The 12,278-nt window shown below is 36.3% G+C and carries 19 protein-coding genes and 1 pseudogene; 1 reads left to right on the forward strand and 19 read right to left on the reverse strand.

The window, feature by feature from the left end:
• Positions 1-755: 755 nt before the first annotated feature.
• From GNE05_RS10700 to GNE05_RS10715, 4 genes and pseudogenes are all read right to left on the reverse strand, one after another.
• Positions 756-1,319, reverse strand: coding sequence for a cysteine hydrolase family protein (locus GNE05_RS10700; RefSeq protein WP_021494221.1), 564 nt, complete (start codon positions 1,317-1,319; stop codon positions 756-758).
• A gap of 523 nt (positions 1,320-1,842) precedes the next feature.
• Positions 1,843-2,763, reverse strand: a pseudogene (locus GNE05_RS10710) (nucleobase:cation symporter-2 family protein); the annotation flags it as partial.
• Positions 2,764-2,798: 35 nt separating this feature from the next.
• A complete protein-coding gene (locus GNE05_RS21265; protein ID WP_020954050.1) occupies positions 2,799-2,963 on the reverse strand; it encodes a hypothetical protein in 165 nt (54 codons plus the stop codon).
• Positions 2,960-3,514 (reverse strand): Holliday junction resolvase RecU, encoded by a 555-nt coding sequence (locus GNE05_RS10715; RefSeq protein ID WP_160182742.1) that lies wholly within the window; start codon positions 3,512-3,514, stop codon positions 2,960-2,962. Before GNE05_RS10715 ends, GNE05_RS21265 begins: the two co-directional genes overlap by 4 nt.
• 97 nt (positions 3,515-3,611) lie before the next feature.
• On the opposite strand from GNE05_RS10715, the gene GNE05_RS10720 reads away from it, so the two are divergent.
• Positions 3,612-3,851 (forward strand): helix-turn-helix domain-containing protein, encoded by a 240-nt coding sequence (locus tag GNE05_RS10720; RefSeq protein WP_014470254.1) that lies wholly within the window; start codon positions 3,612-3,614, stop codon positions 3,849-3,851.
• Between the two features lie 244 nt (positions 3,852-4,095).
• Here GNE05_RS10720 and GNE05_RS10725 read toward each other — a convergent pair whose 3' ends face one another.
• The 15 genes from GNE05_RS10725 to GNE05_RS10795 form a co-directional block, all read right to left on the reverse strand.
• Complete coding sequence (locus tag GNE05_RS10725) at positions 4,096-4,527, reverse strand: macro domain-containing protein (protein WP_160182743.1); 432 nt, start codon at positions 4,525-4,527, stop codon at positions 4,096-4,098.
• A complete protein-coding gene (locus tag GNE05_RS10730) occupies positions 4,520-5,197 on the reverse strand; it encodes a hypothetical protein (protein ID WP_160182744.1) in 678 nt (225 codons plus the stop codon). The genes GNE05_RS10725 and GNE05_RS10730 overlap by 8 nt, the downstream gene beginning before the upstream one ends.
• A 3-nt stretch (positions 5,198-5,200) precedes the next feature.
• Positions 5,201-5,365, reverse strand: coding sequence for a hypothetical protein (locus GNE05_RS10735; protein ID WP_160182745.1), 165 nt, complete (start codon positions 5,363-5,365; stop codon positions 5,201-5,203).
• A gap of 380 nt (positions 5,366-5,745) precedes the next feature.
• Complete coding sequence (locus GNE05_RS10740; protein WP_160182746.1) at positions 5,746-6,015, reverse strand: hypothetical protein; 270 nt, start codon at positions 6,013-6,015, stop codon at positions 5,746-5,748.
• 161 nt (positions 6,016-6,176) lie between these two features.
• Positions 6,177-6,416 (reverse strand): hypothetical protein, encoded by a 240-nt coding sequence (locus GNE05_RS10745; RefSeq protein ID WP_160182747.1) that lies wholly within the window; start codon positions 6,414-6,416, stop codon positions 6,177-6,179.
• A gap of 38 nt (positions 6,417-6,454) precedes the next feature.
• Positions 6,455-6,814 carry a hypothetical protein gene (locus tag GNE05_RS10750; protein WP_201741778.1) on the reverse strand — a complete coding sequence of 120 codons (360 nt, stop codon included), beginning with the start codon at positions 6,812-6,814 and terminating at the stop codon, positions 6,455-6,457.
• A 48-nt stretch (positions 6,815-6,862) separates the two neighbouring features.
• Positions 6,863-7,024 carry a hypothetical protein gene (locus GNE05_RS10755; protein ID WP_021493460.1) on the reverse strand — a complete coding sequence of 54 codons (162 nt, stop codon included), beginning with the start codon at positions 7,022-7,024 and terminating at the stop codon, positions 6,863-6,865.
• A gap of 34 nt (positions 7,025-7,058) precedes the next feature.
• Positions 7,059-7,733, reverse strand: a complete 675-nt coding sequence (locus GNE05_RS10760; RefSeq protein ID WP_160183204.1) for a metallophosphoesterase family protein — start codon at positions 7,731-7,733, stop codon at positions 7,059-7,061.
• Positions 7,697-8,527: an HNH endonuclease gene (locus tag GNE05_RS10765; protein WP_236654831.1), complete on the reverse strand. Its 831-nt coding sequence runs from the start codon at positions 8,525-8,527 to the stop codon at positions 7,697-7,699. The genes GNE05_RS10760 and GNE05_RS10765 overlap by 37 nt, the downstream gene beginning before the upstream one ends.
• Before the next feature lie 235 nt (positions 8,528-8,762).
• Complete coding sequence (locus GNE05_RS10770) at positions 8,763-9,068, reverse strand: hypothetical protein (protein ID WP_071581237.1); 306 nt, start codon at positions 9,066-9,068, stop codon at positions 8,763-8,765.
• Positions 9,069-9,285: 217 nt separating this feature from the next.
• Positions 9,286-10,005, reverse strand: coding sequence for a hypothetical protein (locus GNE05_RS10775; RefSeq protein ID WP_160182750.1), 720 nt, complete (start codon positions 10,003-10,005; stop codon positions 9,286-9,288).
• The gene (locus tag GNE05_RS10780) at positions 9,993-10,349 is read right to left on the reverse strand and encodes a hypothetical protein (protein ID WP_160182751.1); all 357 of its coding nucleotides are present in this window, start codon (positions 10,347-10,349) and stop codon (positions 9,993-9,995) included. The genes GNE05_RS10775 and GNE05_RS10780 overlap by 13 nt, the downstream gene beginning before the upstream one ends.
• Positions 10,350-10,408: 59 nt before the next feature.
• A complete protein-coding gene (locus GNE05_RS10785) occupies positions 10,409-10,774 on the reverse strand; it encodes a hypothetical protein (protein ID WP_160182752.1) in 366 nt (121 codons plus the stop codon).
• Positions 10,775-10,902: 128 nt separating this feature from the next.
• The gene (locus GNE05_RS10790; RefSeq protein WP_160182753.1) at positions 10,903-11,409 is read right to left on the reverse strand and encodes a dihydrofolate reductase; all 507 of its coding nucleotides are present in this window, start codon (positions 11,407-11,409) and stop codon (positions 10,903-10,905) included.
• The gene (locus GNE05_RS10795) at positions 11,409-12,248 is read right to left on the reverse strand and encodes a thymidylate synthase (protein WP_160182754.1); all 840 of its coding nucleotides are present in this window, start codon (positions 12,246-12,248) and stop codon (positions 11,409-11,411) included. Before GNE05_RS10795 ends, GNE05_RS10790 begins: the two co-directional genes overlap by 1 nt.
• Positions 12,249-12,278 lie beyond the last annotated feature (30 nt).

A 12,278-nucleotide genomic window follows, 5' to 3' on the forward strand; every position in this document is an offset into this window, starting at 1 on the left:
TATTCCGTATGTTACCGTGCAGATGAGAGAATAAATGATTGCTAACATGTTACTTTTTTCAACCAGACATTATTTTTCTCAATTCTATATTAAAGAAGGGTCAAAATTAAAACTATTGACATGTTCTGTATTAAAGAAACAAAGGGTTAAGAACTTGTGCAGCAGATCATTTTGTTCCATGTTTGTTTTCCAGAAAAGAAGTTCCAAATATCTATTTTGACGGTGTCAATAATTGTTTTATCATGGAACGGAATCTGGTATGGGAATGATGAGCGCTGTTACGAATATGAAGGGGGCTCTGTCCCCTTTTTTTAGTTTCACTGACCTTAATAATTGATCGATATATATGCCACTTTAGAAACTAATGGACAATTAGGCTACGAATTAAAAGATGACTGTAAGCCTTTAACCATCAAAGATCTTAAAAATGTGATCGATCCAAAATGTCTTAACAAAGAGCCTCGGCCTCAAAAAGATGATCAAGTGCCAATATATTCGAGGAAATCAAAAAACATCAGACTCAGCACAAGCCAAAAAATCTTGAATAATTCGCTGATTAGTAAAGCCTTTTGTTATTCAAAACCGAAGCCGAATCAGCCCGTTAACCGCCGAGCATTTTTACCGAAACCGGTTTACAAGAAACAAAAAAAGCATCTGAAGCAGATGCCTTTTTTCAATCGATATTGCGACGATGAAAAGAGTCGGTAATCCCCGTATTTTCCGACGAGGTCCTTGTATGCGCCTGAATATGCTTTTCAGCCGGCTATAAAATCATTGATTAATTGATCAGTCGTTAATATTGTGGCGAATTCATCATGCAATGTTGCCAGAGATATATTGTGAATAGTCTCTGCATCATAATATGTATCATTTTGGTCTCTCATTCCAAAGGCTGCTGTTGCATCTGAAATCAGGTATGTATCAAATCCTAAATTACCGCTCATCCTTGTGGTTGTTGAAACACAGTGCGGCGTAGTCAAGCCAGTGATTACGACAGTTGTTATATCATTTGCTTTTAAAAGCTCTTCTAGATTAGTACCAATAAAGCTGCTGTTTACTTTCTTGGTTATAATGACTTCTTTATCCATAGGTTTAACGATTTCCTTTATAGCAACCCCCTCATTTTTTGGATAAAATAAAGAACCAGGTTTATCAGAAATATGTTGTATGTATATGACTGTCCATCCTTTTTCTCTCCATAATTTCAGTATTTTGCTGATATTTTCTTCCGCCTTTACGTTATTTCGGTCTCCCCACTTTTTATCATCAAAGGCTTTTTGTACATCCACAATGATTAAAGCTTTTTTCTTTTCTGCCATCAGATAACCTCCTATATTGAAAATTCTTATTTATAACATTTTAAATAAAGATTTTACTTTTGTACAATTGTTTCAGTGTTAAATTTCATATCGCACCTTCCCCGTTGGAAAAGCATTGAAATATCTAAAGCAAGCACTCACTCAAAAGCTGCAGATCTCCAGAGGCCGGCAATATTCAACAGGGATATCCCAAATACAACTGTTAAGAATGGTGTTACTTATTACCTTAAGAAAGTAAAGATAATCGAAGGGTTCTATCGCGCAACTTTTGAAAGATGGATTAATTAAAAGAAGGGGCTTTCCCTTCTTTTCACTCTCTTTTGTAAGGATCTGTGCACAAAATACTCGTTCACGTACATATAGTGCGGGACGGTTTTTCGGCGAAATAAGGCGGATGCCTCATCACTCAATTTAGTTTCTTTTTCAAAAAATGAAAGAGAATGCCTCGCAAAAAGTTCAGCAACTTTCGGAAGCATCCTCGATCTGGATAAAATAAGATGTTATTTTAAAGAAAAACGGGTAACTAACCCTCTTGAACCCTTGTCACATCAAGGGTTTTTTTCGTTTTAGGAATCATGTTATAAACAATATTCAAAATCACGGCGGTAAAGCTTCCGGCGACGATTCCGTTTGTGGTCAGCAGATTTAAGTAAGACGGCAGGTGCTTAAACATATCGGGAACGACGGTTACACCGAGTCCCAATCCGACCGAACACGCGACGATCAGAAGGTTTTCCTGCTTTTTAAAGTCAATTTGACTGAGCATTTTAATGCCATAGGAAATGACCATGCCGAACATGGCCACCATCGCGCCTCCCAGTACGGAAGACGGGATAATTGTCGTGAAGGCTGCGATTTTCGGAAAAAGGCCGAAGAGCATTAAAAGTGCGCCCGTGACACCGATAACCCCGTTTTTCTTAATTCCTGTCAGCTGCACGAGGCCGACGTTTTGGGAATAAGCCGTGTACGGAAAAGCATTAAAAATGCCGCTGATGAATACCGCCAAGCCTTCCGCACGGTAGCCTTTTGCTAAATCACGTTCAGACAGGCGCCGGTTTGTCAGGTCACCGAGAGCGAAATAGACGCCGGTTGATTCAACAAGGCTGACAATGGCAACGATGGACATCGTAATAATCGGTGCCGCATGAAATGTCGGCGTCCCGAAGTAAAACGGTTTAATCATTTGAATTGCGTCAGCATTCGCCACATTGTCAAATTGCACTTTTCCCATAAAATATGCGATGGCCGTCCCGATGACAATGCCGATTAAAATCGAAATGGATTTCAAAAATCCTTTTGTAAACCGATAAAGCAGCACGATGATGACGAGCACCGTAAATCCGAGGGCAAGGTTAGCCGGATCACCGAAATCCTTGCTGCCTTCCCCGCCGGCAATATGATTCATCGCGACCGGCATTAAGGTCATCCCGATAATCGTCACAAGCATTATAGTTTAGGTACAACAAAAAAAGAGCCGGTTTAATGGCTCTTTTCTTTTGCTAATAAATTAGACATTACTTCATTCACTTTTAGGTTGACTTTCTTAATTGCTTCAGCTGATGGTTGATTCATGCTTTCAATCGTTATATGATATTTTTCTATTTCAAACGATTGCTTTGAAGATGATTTAACGAATTCACTCATACAGCGCTCACACTCTGCTGTTCTTTTTTAATCAAATCATTGCAAAGCTTGTTCAGATAATATGTATAGTTAACTTTTTTCTTCATCGAACGGACTTCTGTGCCGATCTCTTCGCAAATTGCAATTGGAATACTGGATTTGTTTACTTTATTCTTATATGTATGTGACAACTGATTTTCAGCTATGTTCTTATATGTAAGGAAATCATTAATATGTACGAAATAAACTTTGTTTTCCGGCTCTCTAAACTGAAATAGAAAACCAGGAATTATGTTTGGATATTGCGTTGCCTCTTTTAAGTGTTTAATCTGTTGTGGCTTGATGATCTTTTCACTGAAAGATACAGACTTGTTCTTTGTTGATTTAAGTTCAAAAGGAAAAAGATAACCTTTAAAGTGCAGGAAACAATCGTATTTGTTTTTTGATACAGCTGCTCCCCTTTTCAAAAACATTGGGTTAACATCTTTAATTCTATAGAAGAACAGCTTTTGATCTGCAGCTGATTTTTCTATATTTGCTTCAAAAACCTTGCCTTGGTTTGTACCTCCCAATCAATCACTCTCCTAAAATATTGAAACTAAAATTGAAATTAGAATAAACCTTTGCTACACTGTTTTATGTTAATTAATATTGAAAGAAGTGTTCGAAATGAAGCAATGGACACCCCTGCGCCCTCGTTTAAATGAATTAATGTTTGAATATGACCTCACAGTTGATGACCTTTTCAAACGCACAGGATACCCCAGACAACGTATCCACGATTATATAAGTGGAGCTAAAGCAAACATGAACTTGGCTACGGGCATGACTTTTGCTGATGCCATTGGTTGCTCAATTGAAGAGTTGTACGAATGGAACCATGAAGAAAGAAGAAAAGTTAAATCTTAATCCCTTTCCGAGCCCACCTGATTTCCTGCATTAATTCTTCATTGTTATCTGAAAGGTTGATTAGGTTACGGTGGGCTCTTTCGTATTCTTTGTTCTCGAGAGCTTCTTTCACCGTACCCATTTGTCTTTCCATTTTGTTGAACAGTATTTGAATAGTTTTATATTCTTCAGCTATTACCATCCACCTCTAATTCTCTTATTTTATTTTTATCCTAAAATTAGTTTTAATCTAACTTGTAAATTGTCACATCGTAGCCCCGAAAATGGATTCGATCATTTTGTTTACCTCATTCCAATTTCGACCTGCCAAACCGCACCCGATTCCATAAGGCAAGGCAATGGATCTTCTATTTGTCATGGCTGAGGTTTTAATTAGCTCTAAGCCACACTTTAAAGCCTCATAGTCAGTGAATACCCTTCCTCTTCCATAAGAGAGTTGTCCAAAGATATGGGCGATAATCTTTCCGTCATGCTCTTTTACTTCTCGAACCTTTCCCAACAAGTCAGGCTTGTACACTACGTTGTCGCACATGTATTTATAAACTCTGTATGCAGATGGATACTTTTCTTTGATTTGCTTCGCCAATCCAGCCCCCATAACTCCTTGACAATTTACTTGATGACAAATAATATCTTCAGAGGCATTTAAAATATTGCCATTTACAACTTTAATCAAAAAACCATTCCTTTCTTTTTAAAAATAGTTGAGAATTTATTTTTTTGAGTTCTGTTAAGAAAACTAATTTTCTAAGTATCTTATACATATTTGAGCTATTGACTCGGATAAACATCATATCCTTGTCGTTTATATGATCTAAAATGCCATTTTGTCTATGATTATCATTTATTGCAACCGAATTGCGCTTATGATATTCTTCATCGTACTCAATAAATATTTTTAATTCAGGTATAAATAAATCAACAAAATAGTTTAACACCCTATATTGTGGTTCAACTTTTATGCTTGGCATTAATTTTTTCATTAAAGTGATAAACTGATTTTCAGAAAAAGTCTTTGGCATATATCTTTCCTTATCATTATCACTCATGTAATCTAGCATTTGAGTTGCTTTTATGTAATTTTTTCTTGTACACGTCTTAAGAAGTTCTAATACAACCTCTCTAGACACTACATACATCTTTTGTTGTTTATTTTGTGAATTAATATAGAACGATGTTTTTATAAATTCATTTGGACTATTTAGTGATATCAGCATTCTTTCAGCTATAAGTCTTACTTTTTTCAATATATCTTTATGATCGTTATCCAATCTTCTTGAAATTTCAAGAGTGCTTATGTAAAAGGATTCCGCCTCAGAAATAGACTCTTTCTCTTTACTATCCATTGATTAGGAAAATTCCTCTCCTTTCCTCAAAAGCTCGTTTAAACGCTCAACTTCAGCAACCAACCATTCAGCATAACTAATGTGAATTTTTATCACCCTTGTTGATCTAAATTGTCTAGACATTACTTCAACAAATTTCTTAACTTCATCAAATTCAATCTCTTTCATTAAACTTACCCCCTTCTAAATGAAATCAACATTTTAACTAGTTCTTTACCTAAACCTCATTATGGACACCTGTTAATTTCTCATAAAAAGACTCGTCGCATCCGCAATAAGGGCATACTTTTATCTCTTCGTTAAAACCATCGTAGTCCTGAACTGTCTGAGCTCGAGGCTTACTAAATAGATGTCCGTTATGGCATTTGTAACAATGATCCTCGTGTCCTTTCCCGATCAATATTAAAATAGACAATACGAAAAGCGTGCTTATTAAAATTATAAAAGTCACTTCCTTTCGGGTTATTTACAGGACTGTTGACGATGTGGGGACTGCTTTCGTACTTAAAAGCTCCCTGTATAAAATTTGAAAGCTCTTTGCTGCTCTTTTAAATGCTACTATCTATTTCTTCAATATCGTTTCCTTCGCATTTTGGACAATCAAAATCTGTTTCATCACCAGTCCAAGCATAACCGCAATCATTGCATTGCCATGTACAAGTGTGCTGATGTTCATTTTTATGTTCTTCTTTTTGTGCGCGCATATTTCTTACCAAATTCATAAATTCAGAGAACTCACCATACCCTTGACTTCCCCACGTAAAGTCATTTAATAACCGTTCATTTGTTTTTGATAAATATTCATCTAATTTACCCACGCCATCCCTCTTTCTTGTACGAAGTCTCAAAGTAAGAAGAAACTTTTGTTGTTGCAGTTAAATAACATGTTTTGCAAAAATACCAATAAAAAATTCCGTATGAGTGTTTTTGCAAATGCCCAAAATGAAAACATTTATCGCATTTCCCATACGACATGGTTTCACTTTTCAAAGTCATCAAGATCGATTCCATAAATGCTCTCAATCCAATCTTTAATTATGTGATACCATCCTCCAAGAAGGCCATTCCACGCTAGAACATCTCTAAACACTTCCGAGTTCGTCATTTCTAAAATTTCTTTATCCATGGCGCCGTCTTTCTTTTCTAAACCCTCTCTCTGTCTTACATACTGAATAATACTAATTGGGTACTTTTCTTCTAACAGTTTTGTGTAATCCATATCATTTCCCCTCTCTGGATAAAATCAGAAAAAACATTTTATCTTGAAACGTATTCGAAACACCCATCCAATACCTTTTTCAATAAGTATCTCTGTCCCCAAATACCCCACGTATCTCTATCTCCTGTATGCCACCCGCCGCACTCTGTAGGATAATGATCAAAGAACAGCATATTTTCTTCTTCTTTTGTCAACTCAACCAAAGGAAAGTAAAATCCTTTAGGGAATGAATTTAAGACCTCTCCTAATGCTTCATATTCAGGATGTAAAGGGCGTGCATGCGATGGTACTTCTCCAAACTTGTTTATACCCAGTGAATTATATGACCCATTAGGATTCTTATAAATAATCCACGATTCAACTCTATTTCGAGTCTTCTTCTTTATTCTCTTATTCAAAACCATAACCCCCTTTTCAATCGCTTTAGAGATTAAACCAATATTTTATCAATCTAAGCGTAGTTTCGTTGTTTTTCTATCTATTTTTGCTGTTGTGAAATCAACATTTAAGCCATTAAGAATCTCACCAACTTCATTTAATATGCTGTTATCTACAACGGTAGCACTTTCTTTTGACATTTCCTTAATTGCTTTTGAAACATTAAACATATTATCACTCCCCCTTTTAAATAAAATTAGAATTTCATTTGACCTCAAATGTCTTCAGCTCAAACGTTTTATACGTATCAACTTGATTGCCTGGTATCTCATTTACTCTTGGGTACATATCGTAGTCATACGGATATCCAATGCAGTTCATGTGAAAGCTCGTTCCTTCTTTATCAAACTCGGCTTGTAAATGGTCGTGTCCACAAACCCAATGTTCAGCATTAATGAAAGGCAAATCGACCATATAGCAGCTGTTAGGCTCAAATGGTGAATATGGATTGTGAACAGGAGGGACATGCGAAACAAATACATCAATGTGAGTGTTTTGAAGGGTATCATACCAGTCCATTGATTCTTTCCACATTGCTCTTACCGCATCTTCTTTGCTGTATCCATTAAGACTGATATAGTTTGAGTCATTTGAGACTCCTTTGAAGAAATCCCATCCTTCTTTTCCTTTAGGAAGATACCACATAACATCTCCAGCAAAGATTTTCCCTTTGTATGTATCCGTTGACTTTATCAATGGAGTGACATTCTTGATATCTGCAGCCTTTTGAATTAAATCATTTAACCTTCCCAATGAATCTGAGTATTTTCGTTGCTGATTTTTGCTGAGTAAATAAAGATCATGATTACCATACGTGAAATATACCCTTTCATATTGCTTCGCTACTTCATCCCCCTTTCTTTTAAGTACATAAACAATTGCATATAATTGTTGTTAGTGTATCCATATGTATTATGAAAATGTTCATGGCAAGAATCACACAAGGTCAACCCGTTATCAACTTCTAGTCGAATATCTTTATGCTCCATATAATTATAGATATGGTGAGCAGTTAAATATTTTTTCTTTTTAAGCCAGCATTTTTGACATGTGTAATCATCCCTCTGTAGAACTTTCTTTCTCCACTGTAAATATTCATGATACTTTCTGTCATTTATCCTCTGAGTATCAGTTTTATTCTTATTCCACCTCGGATTACCTTCTCTAAATCGACTCTTCCTATAGCACTGCTGGCATCCCCCTCCTTGTTGAAAATAGTTCCACGCAATTTCTCCATAGTGTCCATTCTCACATTTAAAAGCTAACTTGCTCTTTTCGTTGGCGTATTCATTTGATAAGAGCAATAGGTTTTTCTTTAAGAATTCCTCTTTAATATAATCAATGCTCAATTTCAGGCTTTCCTGATGACATTTTAAACATTTAGATCCATTATTAATTTGAGACCACAATTTTGTTGATTTATGACCATTCTTTAAACAGATCAAATCAACTTTACCTTTTACACCTTTGTATTCTGATGTTAAAATAAATCCTCTTTCCCTTGCTTTACCCTTATAATAAGAATGGCTATGTCTTTTACATTCGTATTTTTTATTTTTGTACAACCGGTTAAATTCCTCATATTTAACCGACTTAACATTTGTGCATTTCTCTTTATCACAAGAAACTAAAACCGTTTTTTCAGAAGTAAGTGGTAAATGATAATATGGCACATGAAATTTATCCCTCCAGAAGGTAAATTCATATCCTAGTTTTTGATAATGGCTCGATGTCATAGGATTCCAACTGACCTCAATCTTTTGTTCTTTAATAATTCCTATACATTTCACTCCTTTGTTTATTGTTCATGATCACAAAACGTTTAGTTCGATTAGCTCAACAAAGTATGAATGGCCAATTTCATTAATTTATGAGGGGAGCAATTCCCTCTCTCTATATGCTCCTTTCCTAAACCCGTACACCTAGATCATCAAAACTGCTAAATTCTTTTCTCAACCATTTATTAATTTTTTCTCTGACCTCTGTGTCATTCCATCCCCATTCTTCTGCTAGCAAATGAATATCTCTCGGCAGGTGTTTATGTATTTGAACCGCAGATGTTGGGTCTGGTTTTTTGCCATAGTAATCATAATAACAATCGAAAATCTGGTCATACGCATCTTCGTCTATCCACAAATAATGACAAACGGCACATCCTGAAATTCCCTTTGGACAAGGTATTTTAATCCTATACCTGCCATTGATTTTCTCCATAGCTACTGCTCCTTCCCATAAAATACAGATTTTATATTAACTTAGTCGTAATAACTAATTTCTTTTTTATCCATCACTTTTCGGATTATTCGCTCATGCTTCGATCGCTTTCTTTTATCGCTGCCTTTCACTCTTGGTTTTTCAAACATTCCATCGCAAGTCCAATCATATCCGCTATACTTTTTAAACACCTCCGTCTTCAGGCGTCTATGATACGTCACTCACCTCCCACCTCTTCACCTGAGTCGTTGATGATTTTTACATAATGCGATGGGTACTGTATAATCCTACCCGGCAAATGCACATTTAGACTTCCTGCTTTTAAAGAAATAACCGGCTTTTTCTCTATTTCTCCGCTATCTAATGTAACTTCTATAACATCGCCTACACGAACCTCAGTCGGCTGCGGAGCGTTCAAGTATTCGTCTGGCACCGCCAAGCATAGCGCACGTCTTAGCGCAATCGCCTTTCCGATGTGAACGTTGAAGCAGTCGTTAGGTGCGGCTTTGGCGATTCCTTTTGCGTAGACTTTACCGGAATACTCCCCTTTAATTAGCGCAACAACGGTACGTTTGATACGATTAAGAACGAAATAAACGACGCGATCTAACGCGTTATTCGTGATCCGTTTTTCAACGTCCGCCTTCGCCTGCTCAACGATTTCATCACGGCGGGCTTGGGCGCTAACAATCGGAGCCTGACCTTGTGTAGCGACTTTCTTCATTTCCTCGTTGTGGAGAAACGCAGTATATTCAATTGTCTGCGGAATCACGAGGACATCTTTTCGTTCGTTTGCGTAGGCTTTTACGAATGCTTCCGAATATGGCGCCCCGATTAGAATATCGCCGAACCTCGACTTGCTTCCGATATAATCCTCGCCTACCTTTTCGAATACTGTGCTCGCACTATCAATAGCCGTTTGATTCACGCTTTCCATTCCTTATCTCCTCCACTTACAATTAAATTAATTTGATCCTCAATTTCCTCAATAAACCCCTCTAAAGCTGCTTCATCAACCATAACTCGTTCATCATGGACTTTGATAATTTCTTTCATTCGGTCATCCATATTTCTAATTTCTTCTGCTTGCTGCACAGTAAACATTGCTCTGTATTTCTTTATGTATAAAAGAAAATCTTTGAGTACACCGATCTCCCCAATTTTGTGGAGATTGGAATCTTCTTGTTCCACTTCTAGCCGGAGTAAAGCTATTTCCTTTTCTAAAACATCAACTTCAAGCTGTTCTTTCTTTGACAACAATTCTCGCTCTTTTTGCTGCAATCCGTCACCTCCTTATAAGGATTAAATATGTATTCACAATGTGAATGTGGATTATGGTTTTAAACTGATTCATACTGTAAATGCTTGTTTTTCTTTTTGCTAATTTTATACTCTGCAATTTTTAGTGATTCAAGAGTCCATCCGTTATTGTTTAAGCTGCCGAAAAGCGTGTTCAGTAATTGGAGCTCTTGTTTTAGGCTTCTTCGCTTTCTCAATATCTTTTGACCTTTTAACGAAAGGTGATATCCCTCTGAAGCATTAAATTTGTTCTCTTCTAGCTTGTGATAAAATTCATTGAGCTCTTTATCAACTTTCCCTAGCTCTTTATAAAGGTTATCAATTTCATTTTGAAGTCGTTGTTTAGTCTCCTCAATTGCTACAAGAGGTTTTGAAATGGAAACAAGGTATTCTGTTGCAGTTTTCATATCGTCACTCCTATTTGTTATTTTATTTTTATTCTTAAAGTATGTAAAAAAAGACAAGCTTTTAACTTGTCTTTATCTTATCATTCAACTTCTCAAAAGTCTATAACTATTTTATTTTTATTCTTAATTTATTTTGAGTAAGTCACAAATGAATAATTAAATGTGGTATTGTTGTGTGCTTTCCTGTGATCCTTTTCAATTACTCTCCAATCATCATTTAACCTTGGAAAATATGAATCTGCCTTCTCAGCAACTGAGTCAACAATCGTCAAATAAACCTTATCAGCATGTGGCAAGAATGCCTCGTATATAGTGCCTCCTCCGATGACCATTACTTCTTCATCTGTATCCAATTGTCCTCGTATGAGCTTTAATACATCATCAATCGAATGATAAACAAATGAAGAATGATCAGGCTTGAAATCCTTATTTTTAGTCAATATGATATTCCTTCGATTTTGAAGTGATTTACCTGTAATATTTACGATCGATTCGTATGTAAGCCTTCCCTGTATACACAGCTTTCCTGTAGTGAGTTCTTTAAAACGTTTCATGTCTTCAGGAATATGGTACAGCAAATTATTCTCATACCCGATGGCCATTGATTTGTCGCAGCAAGCAATAAGAGATAGCATTATACTGCTACCTCAAAGTAAAGCTTGTCTCCATGTTTATAATTAATCAATTTGAAATCATCAATTGTGAAATCATAAAAGTCTTTTACGTTTGGATTGATCCATAGTTCAGGTGCTTCATATTGCTCTCTGTCCATTTGAATTTTTAAATTGTCTATATGACGAGTGTACACGTGACAGTCTCCAATATTGAAGATATACTCACCTAGCTCATATCCAGTAACTTGAGCAATCATACGCTGCAATACATTGTACTGGAATACATTAAACGGATTCCCGAGCGCGAGATCATTACTGCGACAGAAAACTTCTAAATGCAACTTCCCGCCTTTTACAAGCCATTGAGTACCATAAACACAGGGCGTCAATGCCATCGAGTCTAATTCATCAGGATTCCAAAGCGTAGTAATATGTCTGCGTGATGATGGATTATTTTTCAACTGATGAAGAAGATAATCAACCTGATCAACCTTTTCTCCGTTTAGTATTCTGTTCTTCTTACCAAGCTGATAGCCATAGGCATTGCCGATCGTACCGTCTTCTTGTTTCCATTGATCCCAGATATGCACGCCCATCTTGTTTAATTCGTTAACATTGTTTGATTTAAGCTGCCAGATCCAAAGTAATTCCTTGATCGCCGTTTTCCAGGCGACTTTTTTAGTCGTTAAAATTGGCACTTCGGAATTATCAAAACGCATTTGCTTACTGATTACACTTAATGTATGTGCTGGTGTTCCATCAGTATCCCATTTGGTTCTGACATCGAATTCTTCGTCAGATACTCCATTATTAATTATGTCATTTATGATTGTGTTGTACTGCATATCAAACTGAGTCATAATTCTATTCTCCTTTATCTAAACCAACTG

Origin of the sequence: Bacillus sp. AM1(2019), assembly GCF_009906915.1 — a bacterium.
GTDB lineage: Bacteria > Bacillota > Bacilli > Bacillales > Bacillaceae > Bacillus > Bacillus velezensis.